This window comes from Nibribacter koreensis (genome assembly GCF_039541795.1).
Classification (GTDB): Bacteria; Bacteroidota; Bacteroidia; order Cytophagales; family Hymenobacteraceae; genus Nibribacter; species Nibribacter koreensis.
Map to the genome: position 1 here is coordinate 1,081,715 of NZ_BAABGX010000002.1, position 24,867 is coordinate 1,106,581.

General features: G+C 51.1%; 21 protein-coding genes. 12 read left to right on the plus strand and 9 right to left on the minus strand.

Going from position 1 to position 24,867, the window contains the following annotated elements:
• Nucleotides 1–14 precede the first annotated feature (14 nt).
• Together ABD880_RS11900 and ABD880_RS11905 are read right to left on the minus strand one after the other, a co-directional pair.
• Nucleotides 15–2,627 carry a DUF5686 and carboxypeptidase regulatory-like domain-containing protein gene (locus ABD880_RS11900; RefSeq protein WP_345166272.1) on the minus strand — a complete coding sequence of 871 codons (2,613 nt, stop codon included), beginning with the start codon at nucleotides 2,625–2,627 and terminating at the stop codon, nucleotides 15–17.
• Between the two features lie 232 nt (nucleotides 2,628–2,859).
• The gene (locus tag ABD880_RS11905) at nucleotides 2,860–3,729 is read right to left on the minus strand and encodes a DMT family transporter (RefSeq protein ID WP_345166275.1); all 870 of its coding nucleotides are present in this window, start codon (nucleotides 3,727–3,729) and stop codon (nucleotides 2,860–2,862) included.
• Between the two features lie 164 nt (nucleotides 3,730–3,893).
• Between ABD880_RS11905 and ABD880_RS11910 the strand changes: the two genes are divergently transcribed.
• Nucleotides 3,894–4,379 carry a regulatory protein RecX gene (locus ABD880_RS11910; RefSeq protein ID WP_345166278.1) on the plus strand — a complete coding sequence of 162 codons (486 nt, stop codon included), beginning with the start codon at nucleotides 3,894–3,896 and terminating at the stop codon, nucleotides 4,377–4,379.
• A gap of 509 nt (nucleotides 4,380–4,888) precedes the next feature.
• Here ABD880_RS11910 and ABD880_RS11915 read toward each other — a convergent pair.
• From ABD880_RS11915 to ABD880_RS11935, 5 genes are all read right to left on the minus strand, one after another.
• Entirely contained in the window at nucleotides 4,889–5,527 is a 639-nt protein-coding gene (locus tag ABD880_RS11915; protein ID WP_345166281.1) for a DUF4230 domain-containing protein, read from the minus strand.
• Nucleotides 5,528–6,049: 522 nt separating this feature from the next.
• A complete protein-coding gene (locus tag ABD880_RS11920; RefSeq protein WP_345166284.1) occupies nucleotides 6,050–6,970 on the minus strand; it encodes a 1-aminocyclopropane-1-carboxylate deaminase/D-cysteine desulfhydrase in 921 nt (306 codons plus the stop codon).
• A gap of 80 nt (nucleotides 6,971–7,050) precedes the next feature.
• On the minus strand, nucleotides 7,051–9,480 hold the full coding sequence (locus tag ABD880_RS11925) for a YfhO family protein (RefSeq protein WP_345166287.1): 2,430 nt from the start codon (nucleotides 9,478–9,480) through the stop codon (nucleotides 7,051–7,053).
• A 60-nt stretch (nucleotides 9,481–9,540) separates the two neighbouring features.
• On the minus strand, nucleotides 9,541–9,831 hold the full coding sequence (locus ABD880_RS11930; RefSeq protein WP_345166289.1) for a DUF4834 family protein: 291 nt from the start codon (nucleotides 9,829–9,831) through the stop codon (nucleotides 9,541–9,543).
• Between the two features lie 2 nt (nucleotides 9,832–9,833).
• Entirely contained in the window at nucleotides 9,834–10,583 is a 750-nt protein-coding gene (locus tag ABD880_RS11935; protein WP_345166292.1) for an FkbM family methyltransferase, read from the minus strand.
• Nucleotides 10,584–10,788: 205 nt separating this feature from the next.
• Here ABD880_RS11935 and ABD880_RS11940 point away from each other — a divergent pair, with 205 nt between their 5' ends.
• The 4 genes from ABD880_RS11940 (at nucleotide 10,789) to ABD880_RS11955 (ending at nucleotide 14,004) form a co-directional block, all read left to right on the plus strand.
• A complete protein-coding gene (locus ABD880_RS11940; protein WP_345166294.1) occupies nucleotides 10,789–11,715 on the plus strand; it encodes a restriction endonuclease in 927 nt (308 codons plus the stop codon).
• 103 nt (nucleotides 11,716–11,818) lie between these two features.
• A complete protein-coding gene (locus tag ABD880_RS11945) occupies nucleotides 11,819–12,136 on the plus strand; it encodes a hypothetical protein (protein ID WP_345166296.1) in 318 nt (105 codons plus the stop codon).
• A 128-nt stretch (nucleotides 12,137–12,264) separates the two neighbouring features.
• On the plus strand, nucleotides 12,265–13,494 hold the full coding sequence (locus ABD880_RS11950; RefSeq protein ID WP_345166299.1) for a serine hydrolase domain-containing protein: 1,230 nt from the start codon (nucleotides 12,265–12,267) through the stop codon (nucleotides 13,492–13,494).
• Nucleotides 13,495–13,629: 135 nt separating this feature from the next.
• Nucleotides 13,630–14,004 (plus strand): endonuclease domain-containing protein, encoded by a 375-nt coding sequence (locus ABD880_RS11955; protein ID WP_345166302.1) that lies wholly within the window; start codon nucleotides 13,630–13,632, stop codon nucleotides 14,002–14,004.
• A gap of 137 nt (nucleotides 14,005–14,141) precedes the next feature.
• Here ABD880_RS11955 and ABD880_RS11960 read toward each other — a convergent pair whose 3' ends face one another.
• Entirely contained in the window at nucleotides 14,142–15,188 is a 1,047-nt protein-coding gene (locus ABD880_RS11960) for an LLM class flavin-dependent oxidoreductase (protein ID WP_345166304.1), read from the minus strand.
• 253 nt (nucleotides 15,189–15,441) lie between these two features.
• Between ABD880_RS11960 and ABD880_RS11965 the strand changes: the two genes are divergently transcribed.
• The 5 genes from ABD880_RS11965 (at nucleotide 15,442) to ABD880_RS11985 (ending at nucleotide 19,412) form a co-directional block, all read left to right on the plus strand.
• The gene (locus ABD880_RS11965; RefSeq protein WP_345166307.1) at nucleotides 15,442–16,356 is read left to right on the plus strand and encodes a pirin family protein; all 915 of its coding nucleotides are present in this window, start codon (nucleotides 15,442–15,444) and stop codon (nucleotides 16,354–16,356) included.
• A gap of 119 nt (nucleotides 16,357–16,475) precedes the next feature.
• Nucleotides 16,476–16,844: a GNAT family N-acetyltransferase gene (locus tag ABD880_RS11970; protein WP_345166310.1), complete on the plus strand. Its 369-nt coding sequence runs from the start codon at nucleotides 16,476–16,478 to the stop codon at nucleotides 16,842–16,844.
• Between the two features lie 18 nt (nucleotides 16,845–16,862).
• Nucleotides 16,863–17,033 carry a GNAT family protein gene (locus tag ABD880_RS11975; RefSeq protein WP_345166313.1) on the plus strand — a complete coding sequence of 57 codons (171 nt, stop codon included), beginning with the start codon at nucleotides 16,863–16,865 and terminating at the stop codon, nucleotides 17,031–17,033.
• Between the two features lie 197 nt (nucleotides 17,034–17,230).
• Nucleotides 17,231–18,043, plus strand: a complete 813-nt coding sequence (locus ABD880_RS11980) for a helix-turn-helix domain-containing protein (RefSeq protein ID WP_345166316.1) — start codon at nucleotides 17,231–17,233, stop codon at nucleotides 18,041–18,043.
• Nucleotides 18,044–18,593: 550 nt separating this feature from the next.
• Complete coding sequence (locus tag ABD880_RS11985) at nucleotides 18,594–19,412, plus strand: DUF5602 domain-containing protein (protein WP_345166322.1); 819 nt, start codon at nucleotides 18,594–18,596, stop codon at nucleotides 19,410–19,412.
• A 127-nt stretch (nucleotides 19,413–19,539) separates the two neighbouring features.
• Here the strand turns inward: ABD880_RS11985 and ABD880_RS11990 are convergent, their stop codons facing one another.
• On the minus strand, nucleotides 19,540–20,469 hold the full coding sequence (locus ABD880_RS11990) for a hypothetical protein (RefSeq protein ID WP_345166325.1): 930 nt from the start codon (nucleotides 20,467–20,469) through the stop codon (nucleotides 19,540–19,542).
• 1,058 nt (nucleotides 20,470–21,527) lie between these two features.
• Between ABD880_RS11990 and ABD880_RS11995 the strand changes: the two genes are divergently transcribed.
• The gene (locus tag ABD880_RS11995; protein ID WP_345166328.1) at nucleotides 21,528–23,480 is read left to right on the plus strand and encodes an LTA synthase family protein; all 1,953 of its coding nucleotides are present in this window, start codon (nucleotides 21,528–21,530) and stop codon (nucleotides 23,478–23,480) included.
• Nucleotides 23,481–23,629: 149 nt separating this feature from the next.
• The gene (locus tag ABD880_RS12000; protein ID WP_345166330.1) at nucleotides 23,630–24,844 is read left to right on the plus strand and encodes an alpha/beta hydrolase; all 1,215 of its coding nucleotides are present in this window, start codon (nucleotides 23,630–23,632) and stop codon (nucleotides 24,842–24,844) included.
• Nucleotides 24,845–24,867: the final 23 nt, after the last annotated feature.

Consider the following 24,867-nt stretch of genomic DNA (forward strand, 5'->3'; position numbering starts at 1 on the left):
TCAAGGTAGCTTAGTTAAAACCCAAACCCAACCCGTATTCCAGAACTCACCTTCTCTTTTTCCTGGAAGCCCGTGAAGAAATCCACGCGCAACACTTTAAACAAATGCTCCACGCCCACGCCTAGCTCCAGGTAATGGCCAGCGGCGTCTGTGTGCAGGTAGTTGATACTACCTACCTCCTGCCATTTGAGTTTGCGCAAGAGCGGTACTTTGTTCAAGATAAAGCCATTGAAGTGGTGGCTGTAATGCGCTTCCAGGTAAGTGCTTTGGGTGCTGTAGCGGTAGTAATCCAGCAGCTGAAATCCGCTGAAGTCGCCAGAGAGCAACGTACGGTTACCTTCAAAGTGCTTGAAGTCCATGAAGTACATCTGCTTTTTGCGCCAGAACGTGCCTAGGTTAACTGAATAGTTGCTGGTCCCCAACAGGCCCAGGCGAAGTTCATCCCGCACGCCCAAGGTGACCAAATCATAATCTACGTCACTACTCAACACCCCACTCACGCCTTTGCGGTACTGCGCCGTGAAGGTGGGCCACTTAGAACCCAGGTTGATTTTGCGGTCTGGGCGCAAGATGTATTCCTGGCCCGGCTTGTAGCTGAGCGCCAAAGAAACGGTAAGGGCTTCATGCTCCGAAAAAGCGGTAGAGGCTACCTCGGCGTTGACTGGTTCATTGGGCGTGAACTCTTTGTGCGGACGGTCGCGCCACGTATAATCTGTGGTATTGAACAGCATACGACGCTGGGCATAGTCCACCATGAACGTAGCCTGCAGACCGTTCACCAGTTCGCGCTGGTGCCAGAGGCGCAGGTAGTCGCGCTGGTAAAGCTTCTGCCAGTTCTCTTCGGCTAGCAGGGTGTAGACGGTGTTGATGAAGGGCGTGATGGGATCCTGCGCATTGAATTGACTCACAAAGCGTCCCGCCTCCATGCCTATGGACTGCCGCTTAATCAAGTTGTACTGGTAACCGGCGGCTATCTTGGCGTTGAATTTTTCATTCTTGAAGCCATAGCGCACCGTGGGCGTGATGGAATAGTTTCTGCCGTCCTCAAAGCGTTTGCTATAACCCAGGCGCAGGTTGGCCACCAAACCTTCTACGGTGTTGTACTGCCAGATGCGCGTAATGGGCTCCACGGTGTAAGCCGTGCGCTCAAACGAGTTCCTGTATGAGTAACCCGCCAAAAAGACATCGGCCAGGGAGAGCTTGTTGTTCTTGCGGTCCAGGGAATCTTTGTACGGCTTGGACTCTTTGACCACCTGGATGCTGTCTTTCTCATGGTAATCCGACACTTCTTCCTCGGTGAGCGGCACGGGGCGAATCTCGTCCCAGTAAGCGCTATCTCGTTTGTTGGAGTTCTCTTCAATGGCCAGCACCTCCTTCTTCTTGAAAAAGGCATCATCGGGCACACCGTTGGCGGGCACCTGGTCTTTCTTGTCCCTGGACTGGCGCTTCGGTTTCTTTTCGGGCACCGGCACTACCACAGCAATGGGTTTCTCAGGCTCGGCTACCGGAGCGGCCACTGTGGGCGCCGGGGCGGGCGGCTTCACAAACGAGGCAGGCTGAACGCGGTACTTGCTGTACACCGCGGTAAAGTAGCCGTTGCCTTTAAAGCCATAGCCTTCCACGTCAAACGTGAACTTCTGGGACTGCAACACCCACACGTTGCCGGGCGCGGGCGTGAACTGCTGGGTGATGCGCAAAGTGTCCACAAACTCAATCTGCTGGGCCTTGGTCACAAACAGGTTGAGGCTATGGATGCGGTACGAATCGTCTACAATGTAAATGTAGCCCGTAAACACCGGGTCATGCCGACGCTTGGGCGTTACTTTGATGCGGTGCACCAGATTGCCGTTGTTCTGGGCGCTCCCCATGAGCTCATAATTGTAAAACAACAGGGCGTTCCCGGCCACTGGCGAAATAAAGCCCCGCTCATTGATGCCGTTGGCCTTGATGAGGCTCTTGTAGAAATTGATGCTGAAGTCTGAGGCGTTGTTGAAGCTGAAGGCCTTGCTGTTCCCGCTCACCTTAGACGAAATCATGCGCTCCCGCATCTTGTTGGGCTGCTTGAAATGCAACTCAGAGACAGACTCAGACAAGTAAATGATCCCTGGCTTCAGGCCCGCCGGCACTTTCATAATCCCCAACACGCGTTTAGGAACATTGATAAGGCGTTGCAATCCTTTAATGTAAACCTGCGCGCTGTAGGCTTCCACTTCCTTTAGGTGGTAGTCGCGTTTGGCAATGGCCTGGCGCATGATGCTGTAGGCCGGGTCTTTGCCGTCTCCGCTAATGCGCACTTCGCCTATGCTGTACACGTCCTGCTCCAATTGCACATTGAGCACCACTGGCTCTGTTGTGTCTTTGATGTCCACCGTCCGGCTCTGGCTTTTGTAACCCACGTACTGGAACACCACCGTGTAAGTACCCGGGTCTACGGTAAGCTGGTAATTGCCCTGCTCGTTGGTAGTGGAGCCTATTGTAGTGCCCTTAATGTAGACGGTGGCAAAGCCCATCCCCTCGCCTTTTTCATCGGTTACCTTCCCTTTTAGCACGCCGGCGTGCGCACTTGACAGTGCCAATAAAGAGAAAAGCAGAAACCAGAAGACCCTTGAAAGCGAAGCGGTGGGCATAAACACGAAGCGTAAGAAAGAAATGGCAAGGATTAACAGGAGAACGCACTTAGGTAGGCTTTCGACATATCTAGTATTCAAAATACTTAATATTGTTTCCATCCTATGCCGGTAAGCATGGACAAACCTCCTCACAGATTCCTTATTGCTAAAGATAAGACAAAAGAACTTTGGTAGAAGGCGTCAGCAACACCGTTTTTGGCCTGTTTTCTGGAAAAGATGCCAAAAACGGCTACGTGGTTGCCTGAGCTTCCACGGCTTCTTTCTTGCGCAGACGACGGCTGTACTCCATGTTGAGCAACACGCCTACCAACACCAAGGCAATGCCCAGATACGAGAACACGTCAAACACCTCCCCGAAGAGCAGGAACCCCAGACCCAGCGCGTAGAAAATGCCCACATAGTTGAGGCTGGCTACGCGGGCCAGCTCTTCGGCCTGGTAGGCTTTGGTCATGTAATATTGCGCCAACTGCGTGAAGACGCCCGTCAAGAACAGCCACACCCAGTCTATACCCTGCGGCGGCACCCACTTGAACAGGCAGAACAACGCAGACACCGGCAAGGCCACCAGCGGGAAGTAAAACACAATGACCATAGGATGCTCGCGCGCATTAAGCTTCCGGATGGAATTGTAGGACAAGCCCGACACGAACGCCCCGCCCACGCCCACCAGCAGGTAATAGGTAGAGATGCGCGTGTCTACGCCCTCAATCACCAACACGCCCACAAACGAAATCAAAAAAAACAGCCACTGCCACGGGTGCACTTTCTCCTTGGCAATGAACACCCCCAACAGCGCCGTAAAAATGGGAGATAGATACTGAATGGTCACCGCGCCCGCCAGCGGAATGTTCTGCAAGGTGGTGAAGTACATCATCAAGGCAATCACCCCCGTAATGCCCCGTCCCACCAGAATAAGCTTGTTGCTCCCCCAAGGTGCCACGTTTAGGTAGCGTAGGGTGGCATAGCTCATAGCCAAGGATATAACAGACCTGAACAGAATGATTTCCATGGACGGCAGGTGCGGCAGGTATTTCACGCACACGTTCATCAAGGCAAAGAAGAACGTGGAGAGCAACATGTACTGGGCACCTTTGGTCATGGAGGCAGGGGAAGATAAGAAAGGCAAAGGTCGGGAGATTTATGGCAAAAGAAGTGCTTTAAACCAAGACATTTATACTATGTAACCAACCCCAAGGGTAAACTGTTTTTGCCTACTTTTGGTTAATAGAAAGGGATATTCCCCCTTGCATTTATCCGGTTGCCGTGTTCACACCCAAGAAAAAGAAAGTCTACACCAAGAAAGAGGCTCTGCCCAAAATTGCGGCCTACTGCGCCTACCAGGAGCGTACGCAGAACGAGGTGCGCGCCAAACTCTTAGACTATGGGCTGGACTTGGACGAGGCTGATGATTTGGTAATTTACCTGACCCAGGAGAAGTTCCTGGACGAAGAGCGCTACGCCCAAGCTTATGTACGGGGCAAGTACGGCCTCAAACGCTGGGGCCGACGCAAAATCATGCAAGGCCTCAAAGCCAAACGCATCTCTGACTACTGCATCAAGAAAGGCCTCCAAGAAATTGACCCCGACAAATATTGGGAGAACCTATTGCACTGGTTGGAGCGCAAACACAAAACCGAAGGCGAGCGCAATCCCATGGCCCGCAAGCAAAAGATTAACTACTTCCTGCAAAGCAAAGGCTATGAACTAGACCTGATCAATGATGCCTGGAAAGAGTTAGGGTTGGATTGATGTGCTAATGTTTTAATGTGCTGATGTGCTATTTTTTTGATTTGAAGATTAGAGAATGTGCTTTACAGCTATTGCCAAAGGAATTCAATTTTTCGACTCTTCTACTGTTCTTCTATTTTTGTCATCCTGAAAGGACCTTGTGGGCAAGCTAGACAGGCAGTTCCTAAGCCGAAACACCGTTTTTGGCCTCTTTCACAGGAATCAGGCCAAAAACGAAAACTCACTGGCGCGAGACTACAGTCTCGTGACATAAGATGGTGCGAGTCTCCAGAATCACTGCGCAAGATGGGTTGAAAATGGAGTCTGTAGACTCCACCCATCCACTGGCCCAAGTCTGAAGACTCGCGCCAGAAGAGAAGCCGAACATTCTAACCCTGAACAAGCACTAATCACATAAAAAGCGCATTCCATTTCATAGCCACTGCTTCCCTAGCTAGCCACCAAGACCCTTTCAGGATGACAAATAAAGGGAGTCTTCAACTCAAGAAAATAGCACATCAGCACATTAACTATCGTTTCTTGGGCACTGGCGGGGCTTGCATTGTCTCTCTCGGCATCAAATACACCTTTCGGCCGGTCATATTCTCTAGCATGGGCTTCAGGATTTTCTCTGCGTTGATGGACGTCTGCTTTAAAATACCGCTGTTGAGCGCGGCCTGCTTCACGTTCTTTTCCGCGAACTTGTATCCCTCGTCCACCAGCTCGGCGTCCTGGAAATAAGTATTCTCCTTGCCAAAGACCTTGGACTCGGTGTGGTTCACGCGGTAATAGCAAATCTCAGGCGCAGGCAGGCTTATATGCAGGGCCGTATCTCCCAGGAACTGCAAATCAGAAGGCTGAAGTTTCTGCAAATCAATACAACCCACGGCCTCACCCGAGACAATGAGTGCTACTTTAGAATTAGGCAGGAACCGGGAGACTTCTTTGCTATATTCCACCACGTCTTTGAAATTGTAGCGCACCAGTTCCAGCTTGCCCATCTCCTCAATCTTGGTGAGAATGGTATTGTGTGTCACCTCCACCTCAGGCTCCTCCTTGCCGCCCAAAAGCTTTTCAATAGAGCTACTGCAGGCGCGCCAACCCAGAAAGGCCACCAAGAAAATCAGAATCCAGGGAATGAGCTTACGAAGCACGTAAAGAAGTCGCATCAGGTATAAGTAGTTTCTACTACAAGATAAGCGAAAACCACGCCGAAGGTTACGGTCTCTTCGTTTTTAGCCTGTTTTGGTGAAAACAGGCTAAAAACGAAGAGAATTAAAAATTAGAAATTATGAATTAGAAATTGACGCATTTCGTACCCCTTTGAAGGGGGTAGGGGGATGACGATGGGCGCTTCACAACTTGTAACCGCTTTAAAGAAAGGGGGGAATCCTTTTCTACTATAATGGGATTTTTCACTTTTTTCAGCAGAAGTAAATCATCCCCCTACCCCCTTCAAAGGGGGACGAAAAAGCTCCTACTCCATAACCTACATAACTCCACTTTGTCATCCTGAAAGGAACTTGTGGGCTAGTTGTAATGACGTCTCTCAAAAGCAAAGGAAATGATTATTGAAGTAAGATGAAGGCAAATTATTCCATTGCCATCGCCCATCTAGTTTGCCCACAAGGTCCTTTCAGGATGACAGAAATTAAAGAGAGCTGCGAGTATTGAAAGAGCTTTTTAGCTATCTAGCTCAACAAATCCTCCGTTGGCCAACTCAACCTATACCGCTCCTTGAAACCCGTCCAGCCTTGCAAGCCACCAGTATGTACCGCAATGATTTTGGTGCCTCCGGCGAAGTAATCTTTTTCAATCAAATCGAACACGCCAAATAGCATCTTACCCGTGTAGACGGGGTCCAGCAGAACCTGGTGCTGGCGGTAAAACGCTTCAATAAAGTCTAGCAGTTCAGGCGTCTGTTTGGCGTAGCCTCCAAAGTGATAACCTGTCTGTAGCTCCCAGTTACCATAGCCTCGGCCAGAATAGGCCTGCAGCCAATGCGCAACATCGGCTTGTAAAAAGTCTCCGCCTTTCAATGCTGGGAAACCGATGATTTGGCCTTTGCCTTGTGCTCCAGCAATGATGCCCGCCAAGGTCCCGCCGGTGCCAGCAGCCACGCAAATCACATCCCAAGGCTCCTGTAGCTCGGTGACAATCTCAGTACAGCCTTTTACCGCCAATAGGTTCGTCCCGCCTTCGGGGAGTAAATAAGGATTGGGAATACTTGCCAGCAATTGCTCCTGAAAAGCAGGCTCATATTTGAGGCGGTAATCTTCGCGGGAAAGGTAGCGCAACTGCATTCCGCAAGATGTAGCGTGCTGTAGGGTTGGGTTGAAGGGTACGGTTTCCTCGCCACGTATGTAGCCAACGGTGTTAAACCCAAACTCCTGCCCTGCCGTGGCCACGGCGGCAATGTGGTTAGAGAAAGCGCCTCCAAAGGTGACCAGCGTTTCGGCGTGTTGGGTACGCGCTTCCTGCAGGTTGTAGTGGAGCTTGCGCCACTTATTGCCGGGGATGGTGGGATGCAACAGGTCTTCGCGCAGGACCGCCAACGTCACCTGTTTCTGGGTGAGCAAAGGGTGTGACAGGTACTGGAGCGGGGTGGCCATGGGTTTGGGATAGACACAAGAATGCCCCGTTTTTAGCCTATTTTCTCAGAAACAGGCCAAAAACGGGGCACCTCATTGGGTTAAACCGTCTCTGGTTTTCTTCTTTTAAACGTCACGTACACCGCGCCAAACAAGCCTGCCAACAAGAGCAAAGATGAGATTAGCGACACGGTATTGCCCAAGGTATATTCCGTAGGCTCAAACTTGAATTCTACCACGTGCTTGCCGTTCGGGATAGGCATGGCGCGCAAGATGTAGTTTACCCTGAAGTGGTCAACTGGTTTGCCGTCCAAATAGGCTTGCCAGCCGTCTTTGTAATATACCTCAGAGAAGACCGCTACACCATCTTGCGTGGCTTCAGCGTCATATTTCAGGTAGTTGGGCTTGTATTCTGTGAGTGTGATTCTGGATGCTGAGGCACCGTATACATGAGGCTTCACGTTCGGGAATTTGGTAATATCCACGATGGCCTCGTTGCCTGGGTCAAAGGTCTTTAACGTCTCTAGTTCCTCGTCTGGCGAGTTTACGGCGCGTACGGTCTGCACAAACCAGGCATTGCCTAAGCTTCCCGGAATCTGCTGAACCGGTTGCTCGTCTTTGCCTGTGATGGCGTAACGGGTGTTGAGCATGTTGAGTACGTTCATGTTACCCTGCGCGATGTGCTTCTCAATCACGTCCTGGTAACGGCGTAACTTGGCACCATGGTACCCGCCAATGGATTTGTGGAAGTAAGACGTACGCGCATCGTTGAACGGATTAGGAACATTGTACACGCGGTAGCTCAGGGACTTGTCGCGCAGAATGATTTCATCTGCGGTAGTTGGCGTGAAATACGATTTGCTGTAGTCTTTCTGGAAGTCTTTGTCATTCAAATAGCGCTTGTCTACGCCCCACAAATCCACCAGAATCAAGAGACCAACAATAAGCGTGGTCACAAAAGCCGATAGTTTACGCTTAGTAAACATGTACAAGGCTCCACCCGCCAATAAGATGAATACCAAAGAACGAAGGGCGTCACCACGCAACATCGCTTGGCGGTCGGCGCGGATGGCTTGTACCGGGTACTGGTACTGCAACAACTGCTCGTCTACCGGCGCCACGTAATCAAAAATACCACTGAACACGAAGAAGAAGGCACAGATACCGCCCACAATGCCCAAGGCGATTAAGATTTTCTTCTGAAGTTCTTTCTGGTCAAGGGCTTCGTTTTGGATGACACGGCAAAGGGCCAGAATAGCTAACAGCACCATGGTTACTTGGGCAATCACTAAAGCCATGCTCACTGCTCTAAACTTGTTGTAGCCTGGCAGGGCGTCAAAGATGAAATAGTTGAACCCAGCGAAGTTCTTACCCCAAGCCAGGAACAAGGACAGAATAGTCGCGCTCAACAGCCACACCCACAGACGGCGAGGCGTTACCATTAAGCCTAAAACAAACAGAAAGCAGATGATAGCGCCCATGTACACCGGTCCACCTACAAACGACTGGTCTCCCCAGTAGAACGGCATAGATACGTCTGCTAATTGCGCGGCTGGCATGCCGGCCTGGCTTAAAGCGGCGTAGGTTTCTGAGTTTTTCTCTAATGGACCTTGGCTGGCCCCGCCGTAGAAGTTAGGAATGAGCAAAGTCATGCTCTCCCCGATGCCGTAGCTCCACTGGAAGGCGTATTCGCGGTCAAGGCCGGTGCTGGCTTCGTCTGGGTTCTGCTTTAGTTCTGAGGCGCCTCTGATGGAATATTGACCGTACTCGGCGGTGGTATAGATACGCCCGAAGCTTACGCCCGCGGCCAGTAAAGCGCCAATAGCTAGAACAGCGGTGCGTTTAAAGAAATCGGCTGTACGGCCTTCTTTGTACCAATGCACCAGCTCCACAATGCCAAAAATGAGGACAATCAAGAGCAGGTAATACGTAATCTGCAAGTGGTTCATGCGTATGTGCATGGTCAACCCGAAGGCGAACAGCGCAGCCCCAATCCAGAGATTCTTGCGGTAGGCGTGAATCAAGCCCGCCAGCACCAACGGCAGGTAGGCAATGGCCAGTGATTTGGTGTTGTGCCCTGCTTCTAAGATGGCAAAGTTATACGACACAAACGTATAGGCGATGGCCCCTACCGCCGCCAGCATCGGGCGCAAGCCCAACACCGCAAACAAAATATAGGCACACAGCAAGGTAATGAACACGTTAGACGCTACTAAAGGCAAGCCCGCCGTGAAGATGTGGTGCACGTACTGGAACAAGTCACCCGAGAACTGCACGCTTATCAAGTAGGCCGGCATACCGCTGAACATGGAGTTGGTCCAGAGGGCTTCCTCGCCGGTGGCCTGGCGGTAGTCCGCTATCTCTTTGGCCCCGCCCTGAAACTGCACCACGTCATGTTGCATCAGGCTTTTGCCGTCAAAGAAAATGGGTGAGAAATAGGCTACCGTCAGTAGCAAGAAAAACAGAAGCACCAACAGGTGCGGCAACAGATGGCGATTGAAGTTAAAATTCGCCGGTAAAGAAGAGGCCATAGCGTCTAATAGAAGAAAAAAGCCCGATGCAGAGAGCATCGGGCTTGAAAGATAATCAGTTTATTTTATTTCTTCATAATCCACGTACTCCCCGTCGGGGAAGTCTTTCTTCTGACGCACCTCTTCGGGCACGTAGTCTACCTTTATTTTACCGGTGCCGGGGTTAGCAGACGCCGTGCTGTGGCCGTTGCCCTGGAAAGGGCGCTGTTGCTGGGCGTGGGCCTGGTACGTGAATTGTTGCGCCTTGCGCATCTGTTTCTGCACAAATAGTTTAAGCGCATACTTGATGATGTACGGCATGAGGAACCGCAGTGCAAAACCGATGGCTAAAAGTATAAGGAAGGTCTTCAAGTCTAATTCTGGTTTGGTTTAAAGTAAAAGTCACCGCCCTGGTAAGAGTCAATTTCATAGAGCGCGCAGACAGATAACGTGCGTTGCGGGCTTAACGTGTATACGCCATAGCCCAAACCGGTTAAAATCTCCACTACTTTCCGGCGGTTCTCGGCCCCGTTGAGCTCTGTTTGAATCAACGGCTTGTGCTTCTTTATAGTTTCCTGCAGGTGGGCAAACACCTGGTGTTCATAGCCTTCCACGTCGCACTTGATAAAGTGAAGTTGCTCCAAATCTGCGAACAGCTCATCTGGCACGCGCATCTCTACCTCATAGGTTTGGGCGTATTGTTCCTGGGCACTGCTCGCAATTTTGGTCATGCCGTGGTGCACCAGCCCATCGCGCAGGGGCGTGCCCATCTCAATGGTGGTGTTCTCCCCGCCCAAGGCGAACGGCAACAGCGTGAGGTTGTCCACCCCGCTGGCCCGCACATTGTCCTGCCAGATTCTACCAAACAAGGGCACCGGCTCCACGGCCAGCACTTGCCCTGTAGGCCCTGCCAGCTTAGACAAGAAGGTAGAATAGTAGCCCAGGTTGGCGCCAATGTCCAGACACGTATACCCCGGCCGAATGATTCTGCGCAGGAAAAACAGCTCTGGGTACTTGGCCTGCCCTCTGCCCGAGCCTACCATGATAATGTACATCCGGCTCACCAGACGCAGATAGCCCTCAAACCCGAGCGCCTTGACCAATAGTTTACGAAAGAATTTCACGGGGTAAAGTTCTGGATTCTACCGGGAGAAAACAAAGGGAAGCGTTTTTGGTGTGTTTTGGCGGAAATAGGCTAAAAATGAAATGTGGGCACTTCCACTTTATCAAAATAATTCTCTAGCTTACCTATTCGTGTTTTCACAGGGCATAAAATATTAATCAAACCTTAGTTGATAGATTAGACCAAATTATAATTGATATCTAATAATGAATAATGAATTAGAAAAATGGGCGCCCTCAAAACGCTCCGCTGCTAAAAATATGTTTGCAGCATTTAACATTCTAAAAGATGCAGGCGGTCAGCTACCAGGCAAAACAGTAATAGAAACAATAAGAAACACTATTCCTCTTAATGACTGGGAAATGGAGGTTTATGAAAAGACTGGTTACATCCGTTGGGAATCAATCCTTCATTTCTACACAATAGACTGTATAAAAGCGGGATTTCTAAGAAAGAATAAGGGAATCTGGTATTTAACAGAGGAAGGCGAAAAAGCTATAAAGTTAGGCCCAGCCAAATTATTTGAGACTGCATCTCAACTTTATAGAAATTGGGCTGCCGATAACAAAGACCCAAAGGTAAAGAAAGAGAAACAAGCAGAAGAGGTAGCTGAGTTAGAAGAAAATAAAACTCAGACTCAGAAGGCCAATCTTGATTTACTAGAAGAGCAAGCCATTTCAGGTATCAAGGATTTCATAAGGAGCAAGAACGCTTATGAGTTTCAAGATATGGTTGCAGCTTTATTGAGAGCCATGAATTATCACACCCCTTTTATATCACCTAAAGGTAAAGACGGCGGTCTAGACATAATCGCTTACAATGACCCATTAGGAGCAACTTCACCGAGGTTAAAAGTTCAGGTTAAACACAGACCTGATGCGGTAGTGCCAGTGGATGATATTAGAAGCTTAACTGGCTTATTGAACAAAGACGGTGATATTGGCCTATTTGTAACCTCTGGATATTTCACCTCTGAATCAAACCGTTCAGCCAGAGAGAGTCATCGCCACATTAAGTTGTTAGACATTGATAATTTTATAGCCTTGTGGCAGGAGTTCTACAGCAAATTATCTGATGAAGATAAAAACATGCTTCCGCTTCATCCCATATATTTTCTAGGTAGCAACGAGTAGACATTCAGCTTACACCAGTTTAATAGCTTAATAACCAATATTTTATATCAGAATACATTTTTTATATCGGAATACATTCTTATTTAACCTTACAAAAAAATTTATGCAGAGGCTTGACAAACAAGTAGAGCGTAATTTAAAGGGCATGGAACTTGAAAAAGCCCAGAATCTTGAACAGGCCATTTCTCTTTATGAGGAAAATGTAAAAGAGAAGTTCGATGGAAGCCATCCATATGAAAGGCTATCTATTATCTACAAGAAATTAGGTAAAATAGAGGACGAAATAAGGGTTCTAGAACTTGCAGTTTCTGTATATAATAAAGAAACTGCAAGAACAGTCCTTTATGGAAATCCGAAGCTGGGAAAGTTTAAAGACAAACTCACGAAAGCTTTAGAAAGGAAGAATAAGACCAAATTATGATTTGTTAGCTAATGAAATGGACCAGCCTATATTTAGTTTTTAGATATAACTTAACACAGGCGCTTCCTTTTATAAACTGAAACAACCTCCTTATCTTTAGAATCGGTTTCTTGTAGGTAGTAGCAGATATGGCATTTTTGAGAGAACAGAATGGTTGGCTGAAAAGCCTCATAGCGGTAATGGGCTGTGTTTTTCTTTTTTCCTGTCAAGAGAAAGGGGAAACGAAGCGGTTTTCACTGTGGGGAAAGAAGGAAGTACGGCAAACGGTACCGGTGCCGGCGTCTTTCACGGCGGACAGCGTGCAGAGACTGAGCAAGCATTTAGACTCGGTGTTCAAGTATTTCCATAAACGCCGGGGCTTCAATGGCACGGTGCTGGTGACCAAGTATGACCAAGTGGTCTACAAAGGCGCCTTCGGGTACGCCGATTTCTACAAGAGAGACACGCTCACGCTAGAAACCGCTTTCCAGCTGGCCTCAGTGTCTAAGCAGTTCACAGCCGTGGCCATCATGATGCTCAAAGAAGAAGGCAAGCTGAGCTATGAAGACAGCGTACAGCAGTACATTCCAGACTTCCCGTATCCTGGTATCACTATCAGGATGCTCCTCACCCACCGGTCGGGTTTGCCTAATTATACGTATTTCAGTGACAAGCTGTGGCCCAACCGTCAGGTGCCCATCACCAACAAAGACGTTTTGGGCTTAATGGCCCAGCACAAGCCAATTGCGTACCTCAAACCCAATGCGCGCTTCAACTACAGCAATACCGGCTATAGTCTGTTGGCCTCTATTGTGGAGCAGGTAAGTGAGATGCCCTTCGCTGAGTTTATGCAGAAGCGTATTTTCAAGCCACTGGACATGACCAGCTCCTTCACCTACAGTCCCAACATGGCGGTGCTCACTGGTAAAATAGCCACTGGTCACACCCGCTACCGCCAAAAACGCACCACAGATTACCTGGACACCGTGCTAGGGGACAAAGGCATTTTCTCCACCGTAGAAGACCTCTACAAATGGGACCAGGCGCTGTACACCAATAAATTAGTAAGCCCAGAGACCTTGCAGGAAGCCTACACCGGTACCTGGCTCAAAAAGAAACAGCATGAAGACTATGGCTTCGGTTGGCGCATAAAGCCTCTGGAGAACGGCGACACGGCCGTGTACCACGGTGGCCTCTGGCATGGCTTTTCTACTTATTTTCTGCGCAATCCCAAAGACCATAGCGCCCTCATTGTCTTGAGCAACCTGCCCAACGGAAGCCTGAGCTACTTGAAAGACATTCGGGAGTTCTTATATCCAGCCACTACTGATAGCGCCAAGGCTCAGAACAAGGAAATGGTGGCAAGTGCTAAGAGGTAATTTCTGAAATACTTGAGAGACAAGGCAGTGCCATTGTCTCTACAACCAATGAGTTTATCACGCGCAGACTCTCCCCTTGAGGGGAGCGCAGAGGGGTGTCTACACCTGCGGGCACGCATTCCGTAAAAGGCATTTATGCCCAACCGCATCATCCCCTACCGACCAGATCTTAAGGAGAAAGCCAGGCAGTTGCGAAAGAACAGCACGCTGGCTGAAATTCTGCTCTGGGAGGAAATCAGAGACAGAAAGCTGGGATACCAGTTCCACCGACAGGTACCAATGCTGAATTACATCATGGACTTTTACAGCCACGAGTTACGTCTGGCCATAGAGGTGGACGGCGATAGCCACAATCATAAGGCGGATTACGATGCGCACAGGGAGCAGGAACTGAAAGCGTATGGGTTGACCGTCCTTAGGTTTGGAGACTTAGACGTGAAAAGAAGGATGGCCTACGTGATGCAGGAAATCTATCATTGGATTGAGGATTACAAAGAAAGACAAAAGTGACTCTCCTGTGTAGACACCCCTCTGCGCTCCCCTCAAGGGGAGAGTCTGCGGGTAATTAGCTACAATGACAAATTGGGACGTTGGAGTTTTTAAAATAGAACCGCCTTGTCTCCCACGCATTCCAGATTCCTGCGCTGTCAATTCCCCTTCTTCTCCCCTACCGCCTTCCGCACCGCCGGGGCTACCACGGTCCCTAACAACTCAATGGCGTGCATGACTTGCGCGTGGGGCATGGTGCCTACGCTGATGTGCAACAGAAAACGGGTGTTCCCGAATAGCTCATGCTCCCACAAAATCTTGTCAATCACCTGCTGCGGGCTGCCCACCAGCAGAGAGCCCTCAGGACCGCGCATGAGGTCATACTGTTCTTTGCTCATCCCCGACCAGCCACGCTCTTTCCCAATTTTGCCCATCAGGTACGCATAAGGACCATAGAACTCATCGGCGGCTTTCTGGGAGTCATCTGCCAAGTACCCATGCGAGTTGATGGCCAGTTGTAGTTTGGACATGTCATGTCCCGCCTGCTGGTAGGCTTGCTTGTAGAGGTCGGTGAAAGGGACAAACCGCTCTGGGCTACCGCCAATAATGGCCAGGGCCATGGGCAAGCCATAGTCCGCCGCTCGCACCACCGAGGCCGGGGTTCCGCCCACCGCCACCCAGATGGGCAGCTCTGCCTGGTACGGCCTTGGATACACGCCCAGGTTATGAATGGAGGGGCGATGCTTGCCGGTCCAGGTTACTTTTTCGCTTTTGTTCAGTTGCACCAGCAAGTCCAGCTTTTCAGAGAACAGCTCATTGTAGTCATCCAAGTCCTGACCGAACAGCGGGAACGACTCAATGAAGGAACCGCGGCCGGCCATAATCTCAGCGCGGCCTTTAGACAACAAATCCACGTGCGCGAAATCCTGGAACACCCGCACTGGGTCATCTGAGCTCAACACCGTCACGGCGCTGGAAAGCTTGATGTTCTTGGTCTTGACCGCCGCGGCAGCCAGCACCACGGCCGGCGAGGAGACAATGAAGTCCTCGCGGTGGTGTTCGCCAATGGAAAAGACGTCCAGGCCCACCTGATCAGCTAATTCAATTTCTTCCATGAGGTTGGCCATGCGCTCATGCGCGGGCAACAGCTTGCCGGTGGCCGGGTCTGGGGTGTTTTCAACGAAGGTGGTGATGCCTATTTCCATGGTTGTGCTGTGTCTTTAATATCTTAACGAGGTAGAAAGATAAATGCTTCAACGGCAAGGTGTACAGAGCGCCCGCCATAGCATACCAACTATCCTTTCAGAAACCAACCTACCGTCGCTTCTACCACTTATAATACATCACTTTTGGGCTGTTTTCCAGAATTCAGACCAAAACCGATGCGTCTACGCCTTACCACTGTTGGCTGCTTTCGGCCAAATCCGTTTATTGTAAAAGAAACCAATCTGTATAGCCATGCTGGATATTGTCATTGAAGCTCGTAAAGCCTCCCTTGCCCCGGGCATGGACGTGGGCAGAATCCTTCCGTTTAGAATGCGAAGAATGGTGGGGCCGTTTATCTTCATGGACCACGCTGGCCCCGTTCAAGTAGAGCCGCCGCTGGTACACAACATGGACGTCTTGCCCCATCCGCACATTGGCTTGTCTACCGTGAGTTACCTGTTTGGCGGCCAGGTCACCCACCGTGACAGCCTGGGCGTGGAGCAGATTATCTTGCCCGGCGAGGTGAACTGGATGACGGCCGGAAGCGGCATTTCGCACTCAGAGCGCTTTGAAGACCCGGCGGCGCTGGCGGGCGGCAACCTGGAGATGATTCAGACCTGGGTGGCCCTGCCTGAGAAAGACGAAGAAGCCGCGCCTGCCTTTGACAACTACAAACCAGCCCAGCTGCCCATCTTCACTGACACCGGCGTCTGGATGCGCCTGATTGCCGGTGACGCCTACGGCCTCCGGAACGATGTCAAAACGCATTCGCCGCTATTCTATCTGCATGTACAGTTAGACACTGGCGCCCGTTTTGGCTTGCCCATGGAACACGCCGAGCGCGGCATCTACATTGCCAAAGGAAGTCTGGAGGTTGGCGGCAGAATGTATAGTGCGGGCCAGATGCTGGTCTTTATCAAAGGCGTGGATCCCGTTCTATTGGCCAAAGAGCCTACCACCCTCATGCTCTTGGGCGGTGAGCCGCTGGGTGAGCGTTTTATCTGGTGGAATTTCGTGTCTAGTAAAAAAGAGCGCATTGAACAGGCCAAAGCCGACTGGCAGGCGGGCCGCATTTTGCTTCCGCCCAATGACAACCTGGAGTTTGTGCCCTTGCCCGAGGACAAGTCACGCCCCGCCGGTAGTCCCGCCCCGCAAGCGCTGTCCTGAGGGCGCACAACCAGCAGCACAACCATACCCTCAAAGAATGTCTACCACAGGGTATCCTTGCCACATAACTCACCTTCACCCCGAAAAACGATCCCCATTGCTCAAGTTTGTCCCTACCTATGCCCTCGCTTGAAATAGTCACTTCTAGACTTTGCCTGTTGCCGTTCACGCAAGAGATTTGCCAGCAGGTATTGGCAGGCGAGTACACCGCACTGGAGCACACTGGCATTACACCGGCCCCGGGCTGGCCAGATGAAGAAACCTTAGACACGCTGCCCAAAATTTTAAAGAACCTGGCCAAGGTGCCGGCTCCCACTGGTTTTGAGTCTTGGATGGTGCTCAAAAAAGAAAACATGACGCTAATTGGAGACGCCAGCTTTAAAGGAGTACCCAACCCCAACGGCGAGGTGGACTTAGGCTACGGCATCATTGCCGCTGAGCAGCAGAAGGGATACGGTCTGGAGGTTGCCCAAGCGCTCACCAACTGAGCCGTAAGTCAACCAAATGTGCAGACCGTCACCGCCCAATGCGCGGCAGACAACAGAGGCTCTTACCGCATTCTGGAAAAACTGGGATTTGAGCGTGTGTCACAGCCGCAAGGCATGATTTGCTGGACGCTTTCTAGCAAGACCTTGACTTGCGCTCAACAGGCATCTCGTTTTCAGCCTGTTTTCTGAGAAATAAGCCAAAAACGGTTTCTGGCCTTCTTTGGCCGCTCTTGTACTAAACAATGTTTTTCATTGCAACATCCTGTGACTGTAGGCGTTACATCTAAACATAATCTGCGTACTGTCTGCGTCTTGTAAGGCAGTCCGGCAACTGCGGTTGCCCAATGGTTGAGGCAAGAAGAGAGGGGTTGGTAAGCAATGTGGGCATGGGATTAACAATTACTAAGTACGCGCCGGCAGCGGCGCTCCAAACAGTAGTAGACCATTATTGGGCAGGCATCTGGACAGATGCAGACAATGTGCAGAACCAAAAGATTTTCCCGTCAAGTTATTTAGAGGTGGTCCTGCCCCTGGGCCCGCCTGTCAAAAGCGCTAAAAAAAATAACAAACAGGAAGCTGAGCTCATGATGGGCGAAGTAGGCTTCTGGACCATACCCCATGCGTTGCCGCGCACCCAGAGCAAAGAATGGTTTGGCATCTGCTTTAACCCCGAAGCCCTGCCGGGCGTGTTTGGGGTATCTGCGTCTGACGTGTTGAACAGCGCGGCTCCCTGCCAGAAAGAACTGGATGCCTCTTTTTCCACGTTTCGGCAGCGCCTGAGCCAGGTTAAAAGCAGCACTGAGCGCGTACGCCTCACAGACACGTACTTGAAGTCCTTTATACAGGCGGCGTCCCCCACGGCAGAGTCTAACTATGTGCAGACCGCCGCACGGCTCATCAGGCTCCAGAAGTGCCACGTGAGCGTAGAAGGCCTCAGCCAGAACCTGTGCATTGGCATGCGGCAGTTGGAGCGCGCCTTTAAAAAAGACCTCGGGCTGAGCCCTAAAACCTACATGCGCCTAAGCCGGCTCAGTTCTGTCTTACAGTTAATTGCACAGAACCCTAATCTGCCCTTGGCTCAGCTTTCGTACTTGGGCGGCTACTCAGACCAGGCGCATTTTAACCGTGAGTTCAAACGAATGACAGGCGTAGTGCCCACTAAGTACCTGGCCCACCCGCAGGAGTTCTTGACGTTTTAACCATCTTCTTACCAGACACCAGTTTTGTTCATCCGTTTTTGGCCTGTTTTAAAGAAATCAGACCAAAAACGACTACCTCTCCTGTTAGTGCCCACCGCTTTTATGCATAAGACAGGAGGCTACAGATGTGTCTACGCTAGAGATGCTTTCTTTAAGGGAACGGCTTCTCTTGCGCCGGTTAGCAGGATAGTTTTGTGGTCAGTTTGAATGTCGGGTTTATGCAATACTTTGCCTATCTGCCCCAATACCTTTGCCCATCATTTACCAGCGCGCCTACCTACCAACTCCTACTGCTTAGACGCCGCAAAGACACACCGTCTCCTTTTCTGTAATGCCTGGGCAAGCAAAAAAGGCTGTTTCTTTAGAAAAATCGTGCGCGGGCCATGCTCTCCTACAAACGCCTTGGAGGACGCTTAGCATGGTGTACTCCTTTCCTTATTTACTGTAGGGTTATTTCTTTCTTCTGCAATGATACCGTCCCGCCGTTCCCGCTTTCAGGGCTTTCTATTGATGCTTTTCCTTGTTACAAAACTCTTTAATCACTCTTTCTATGAAAAACGTATTGACCCAGACTAAAGGCCTTTTTCTGGCACCCCTTGTCTTTGCTTTGCTCTTCTTTACAGGCTGTGAGTCACAGGAAGAGGTAGTACCAGACGGTCTCAACCAGAACCTGGCCAAAGGCATGTCTTCTACCTATTATGGCCCTACCACGTCGCTGTGGGGAGGCACGTCCCGCACTTGGGTGGAGATGGTCAACGGGCACCCTACCGCCATGGGTCTGGAAATATCTGAGGAAACGCTCATGAATCTACCGCACATGCCGGGTGAGTATTTCTTGAAACTGCCGGGCCAACTGCATGCCACCGGCATTAAGGCCGTTACCATTGGCTGGAACCCAGACGGCCATGACCCAGAAGGCGTGTACACCCTGCCCCATTTTGACTTCCACTTTTACATGATAACCCAGAGCCAAATCATGAAGATTTCGGGTGGACTGGACGCGGGCGCTTATGATTTGATGGAGCGGGGCGTTCTGCCGCCTACGTATGTGTTTGGACCGGCGCCGTTTGCCGTACCGCACATGGGTGTTCACTGGTCAGACATCACCTCACCGGAGTTCTCACCGGCGGGCTTCTCCAAGACTTTTATTTATGGTTCTAACAAAGATAAGGTGACGTTCTTAGAACCCATGATCACGCTGGCCTACATGCAGAGCTTACAAGATGGCATGCCGGTTTGGTCTAACATACCACAATTGAACATTGTAGAAGACCCTGGCTATTACCCAACCTCTTACACCCTGGAGTATGACGCAGACCGCGGTGTGTACATCATTGCCTTGACCGGCCTCACCTTCCGGAACAAATAATCACGCTTGCCCAAAGCAAAAGCCCGCCTCCAGCAATGGAAGGCGGGCTTTTTATGTTTTCATGCTTTCTATAAATGATTCATTTTTGGCCTTATTTCCAGAAAACAGCCTAAAAACGATTAGGTGTTTATCTGCCTACCTTGCCTTGGCCCAGACCAATCTGCACGCCAATGGACGGAATGATGGAGATACCTGAGAAGTCTTCGGTCTCGCCTTTCAACAACTCATAGGTACCATATTTCTGGTAGAACATGGACAGGGACGGCAACAGGAAAATACGCTTGGCGCCCACTTTGGCGTTCACAAACAGTCCGTAAGATGCAAAGTCCTGCTTTCTAGTGAGGCCCTCCAGTTTCACGGCTTTTCCACCGCCCACTTTCTCATACAATTTGCCCGGTACCAGGCCATATTCCACAAACGTGTGATTATAAGCTACCCCGAAGGAAATGTTCCCGAACTCTTCGTCTGGCCCAAACGACCGGCTGAACGTCAAGGGCACCAACACATCTTTTCTGGCAGCCTTGAACTCCAGCACTGAGCTTAGCTTGTTCAAAAACAGTTTATCAAAGATGTCTGAGTTCTGGCCCGCATACTGCACGCCCACACTGCCGTACCATCTTTCTGCGCCCGCATTAGTACCGGCTTCTGGTCCCAAGAACTGATAGTTGGCATCCAGCACGTGCACACCAGACGCATACTTATAACCCACGTCTACCCGTGGGAGGACGCCATAGCGCACATAAAAGTCAAAAGTCGGTCCTACTGGGTCTAGCGAATAGGCAATGGCGGCTTTGGTGGCAGACTTTACCAGTCCGTCATAGTACACGGAGTCGCGGTTGGCCAAGGCTACAATGGCGTCTTCGGTCACGTCTTTCAACTGCCCGATGGGCTCTGTGGCGATGTTGCCGCCAAAGTTGGCCCCGGCCTTGAACTGTCCGTGCGGTGTTACGCGCCCCGAATGGATGATGGACCTGGGTGCGGTACAACTGGTCACGGCCAGCGCTCCTATTAGGATTCCCAACTGCACTTGCCGCGATGCCGCTCTTAATTTGCTCACTACATTATTTGTAAAAGAAAATATCATCAGTCTGAGGTTAAATGCCCTAGCGCTTTTTCAAAAACTATGCCTTTACTAGGACAGTGAAGCGCCGCCGGGTTGCTTTGTTCCAAGCAAGACAAAGATACAGTGCTTCTCCCCTATGTGGTTATGTAAAATAACATTCTGTTGAAAGCAGGTGAGTGACAGTGTTTTCTAATGAAAAGCATGTTTTACTAGAAGGTGTTCTTTCCGGTGATGTGGTTTGCCTGCATCCAAGCCTCCATTGTTGGTGTTATCACCAACGACTTAGACTGCCTTTCTGACTAGCTTTAGGCCCCTTCTATGGCGCGGAGGTTACCTCCGTGACTTTTTGCCGTGCGCTTCCGTTGGCTGTTCCTGAGCAAGGCCGCTTCTTCCGGTGCCCTTATGCCCTTCGTTTCATTGTTTCCGCCAAGCGCTCGCGGCCGCGGGGCCCCGTCTTCCCGCCTCGCGCTGTACCAGCTTGCCTCTTCTGCGTAGGGCCGCTTTGGTCTGACTAGCCCGTCTTGCTCTGTAGCGACCGCCCTCCTGCCAGAGGCGGCAACCTGCTTAGGCGACTCGACGGAAAGACTGGAACTGGTGCTAGTAGTAGAGGCTGTTACTAAATGGGGATTCCATTGTGGGCTGCCCAAACGAGCCTTTACACCAATACGGCTACTACTCGCAGACTCCCCCCTTGAGGGGGGCTAAGGGGGGTGTTTACACCAACAGATGAATCACCTAGCAATCAACAACCGCCGCTACTCACAAGACCTCGTAGCGTGCGGCAGGACCTGCGAGCGTCTGTACCAACTGCTTTTCCAAACGCAGAATCTCTCCCTTTGAGGGTTGCCCAAACGTGAGTTTGAGGCACCGAGCGCAGCTCTAAGGGGGTGTTTACACCAGCAGATAAAACAAACAACAATTATCAATCAACAACCAGCCAATTTTCATTTTTGGCCTACTTCCTGGAAAACACGCTAAAAACGGCATTGATTCTCAGACGGTTTCTATAAGTGCCGGGGTATGCCTAATTTTGCGGTTCTTGATTTTACTCCATGATGAAATTCTTAAGGCCTAGGCCGTTGCGGGAAAGTGTGTATGCGGCCTTGCTGCTCTCGCTGGGGCTGGCCATGCTGTTCTATACCATTTGCCGGGTTCTGTTCTTCGTCTTCAACCAAGGGTTCTTTGAGGAGACCTCGTTCTCAGACTTGCTGTACCTGATGCTGGCGGGCTTGCAGTTTGACCTGTCGGCGGTGCTGTACACCAATGCGCTGTTTCTGGTGCTCATGATTTTACCGTTCCCGTTCAGGTACCATCCTGTCTACCGCAAGGTGGTCAAGTGGGTGTTTCTGGTGTGCAACGCCATTGGCATAGCCTTTAACTGCATTGACTTTGTGTACTACCGCTTCACGCTGCGGCGCACCACGGCCAGCGTGGTGCAGGAGTTTGGCAATGAGAACTGGGGCAAGTTTGCGACCAGCTTTTTGGTGGATTTCTGGTACGTGCCGGTGATCTGGCTAGCGCTGGTAGTGGCCTTGGCGTGGCTGTACAATCGCATTCAATTGGTTAGGCCCAAGAACCTCAACCCATGGTATTACTATCCGTGGCATACGCTGCTCATGCTGCTCACGGTGGGATTGACCATTGTGGCCATCAGGGGCGGCATTCGGCACAGCACGCGGCCCATCACCTTGAGCAACGCCGGTCAGTACGTAGAGCGGCCGCAGGAGATGTACATCGTGCTCAACACGCCCTTTTCGGTCATCAGGACGCTCAACAAACCTACCTACCACAAGATTACGCATTACCAGGAGCCTGAGCTATCTCAACTCTTCAACCCAATTCACCAGCCGGCGGACAGCGGGCAGTTCACGCCCAAGAACGTGGTGGTGATTATTTTGGAGAGCTTCGGGAAGGAGGCCATTGGCGGCTACAACCAGCACTTGGAAGGCGGCAAGTACACGGGCTTCACGCCGTTTATAGACTCCTTGATGACGCAGAGCAAAGTCTACTGGAACTCGTTTGCCAACGGCCGGCGCTCCATTGACGCGCTGCCCAGCGTGCTCACGGGTATTCCCAGCGTGCAGGAACCCTTTGTGCTCACGCAGTACGTGAGTAACACCTTGCCTAGTTTGCCGCGCACGCTGCGTGAGAAAGGCTACCAGACCTCGTTCTTCCATGGGGCGCCTAATGGGTCCATGGGTTTTGACGCGCTCATGAATTTGATGGGCGTGGAGCAGTATTACGGCATGACGGAGTATGGCAAGCCCGAAGACTTTGACGGCATGTGGGGTATCTGGGACGAGGAGTTTCTGCAGTTCATGGCGGGCAAGCTGGGCACGTTCAAAGAACCGTTCATGAGCGCGGTGTTTACCACGTCCTCGCACCATCCCTACAAAATACCAGACCGCTACAAAGGCAAATTCAAGAAAGGGCCGTATGAGATTTTTGAGTGTATTGGCTACTCAGACATGGCGTTGCGCAAATTCTTTGAGACGGCCAGCAAGGCACCCTGGTTCAAGAACACGCTGTTTGTGATTACGGCAGACCACTCGGCCACGTACACCTACTACCCAGAATACCAGACCGCCTGGGGAAACTTTGCCGTGCCCATCTTGTTTTACGCGCCCGGCGACGCCAATTTCAGAGGCGTGGAGAAAGACCGCGTGGTGCAGCAGCTGGACATCATGCCCACGGTGCTGGGCTACCTCAAGTATGACAAACCGTACTTCTCCTTCGGGAAGAACATGTTGAATCCCGCCGAGGGCAACTTTGCGGTGAACTACCAGGGCGGCTACCAATGGACCGAGGGCGAGTACTTGCTACAGCATGACGGCACCAACGCCTTAGGCCTTTTCAATTACCGCGAAGACAAGTTATTGAAGAAAGACTTAAAAGACACCTTGCCCGAAGTGCAGACCGCCATGGAGCGCAAACTCAAAGCATTCATCCAACAGTACAACAACCGCATGGTAGACAATCAATTGACGGTCAACAGCAATAAATAACCTACTTCCGTTTTTGGGCCGTTTTCTGGAAAATAGCCCAAAAACGGAAGACTTTAGAAGGGCAAATCAGCCTTCGTATAAACCTCCTAAAACAAGTGCCACTTTCTCTGTGTTTACCGTAGATACATACATCAATCTACCTGAACACTATGAAAAAAAATCCATCAACCTTCCTCGCTCGCTCCCTCTGGAAGTCGGGTTGGGCAACCTTTGCGCTTGGCGCCATTTTATTCAACGCCTGTGAACCTAAACGCACGGTAGACTCTGAAGCCAGATCACGTGATGCGGCCAAGAAAGCCGCTGGCATGGAAGAAGACCTGTTTCCCACAGATACCGCCTCCCAGTCAGTGACTACAGACACCAGCATGGTGCGTCTAAAGCCAACCGGCGCCAAACCAGCCTGGGGATCTACCATCACGCCTCCCATGCAAGCCGTCATGGAAAAACTAGCCAGCTACGGCGCCAAACCAATTCCTGAGCTGACCGCCGCCCAGGCCAGAACCAACCCTACTCCTACCACCGCAGTCATGGATTTGATGAAGGAGAACAACATTCCCATGCCGCCTAGCAAAGTGGATACCGTGGGCAAGAAGATTCCGGTACAGGGTGGTCAGATTCACGCCCGCGTGTACACGCCTAAAACCGGCAAGTCATCTTATCCAGTGATTGTCTACTACCACGGCGGTGGCTGGGTCATTGCCGATTTGAACACCTATGACGGTTCTGCCAGAGGCTTAGCCGAACAAGCCGGCGCTATTGTCATATCAGTAGCTTACCGTCAGGCGCCCGAGCACAAATATCCTACCGCCCACAATGACGCCTTTGCCGCCTACAAATGGGCTTTAGCTAACGCTGCTTCCATGAAAGGCGACCCTAAGAAAGTGGCCGTAGTGGGGGAAAGCGCCGGGGGCAACCTGGCCGCTGCCGTGAGCATGATGGCCCGCGACCAGAAAGTGCAGATGCCGGTGCACCAGCTGTTGGTCTACCCCATTGCCAGCTACAACACCACCTCGCCGTCTTACCAGAAATACGCCAAGGCCAAGCCCCTGGACAAGCCCATGATGGAGTGGTTCTTCAAGCAGTACCTGAACAGCCCCACAGACGGCAAGAAGCCTTGGATTGACCTGGTGAACGCCAATTTGAAAGGCCTGCCACCCACCACCATCGTGGCCGCCGAGATTGACCCCCTTGCCTCTGAGGGACAGACCCTGAACGACAAGCTGAAAGCCGCTGGCGTGGAAACCGACTACCAGAAATACAACGGCGTCACGCATGAGTTCTTCGGGATGGCCACCGTCCTGCCCGAGGCCAAGAACGCCCAGGCCCAAGCGGGCATGGCGCTCAAGCAGGCCTTCAACAAATAAGCCATTTTTAGGCTAAATTCTGG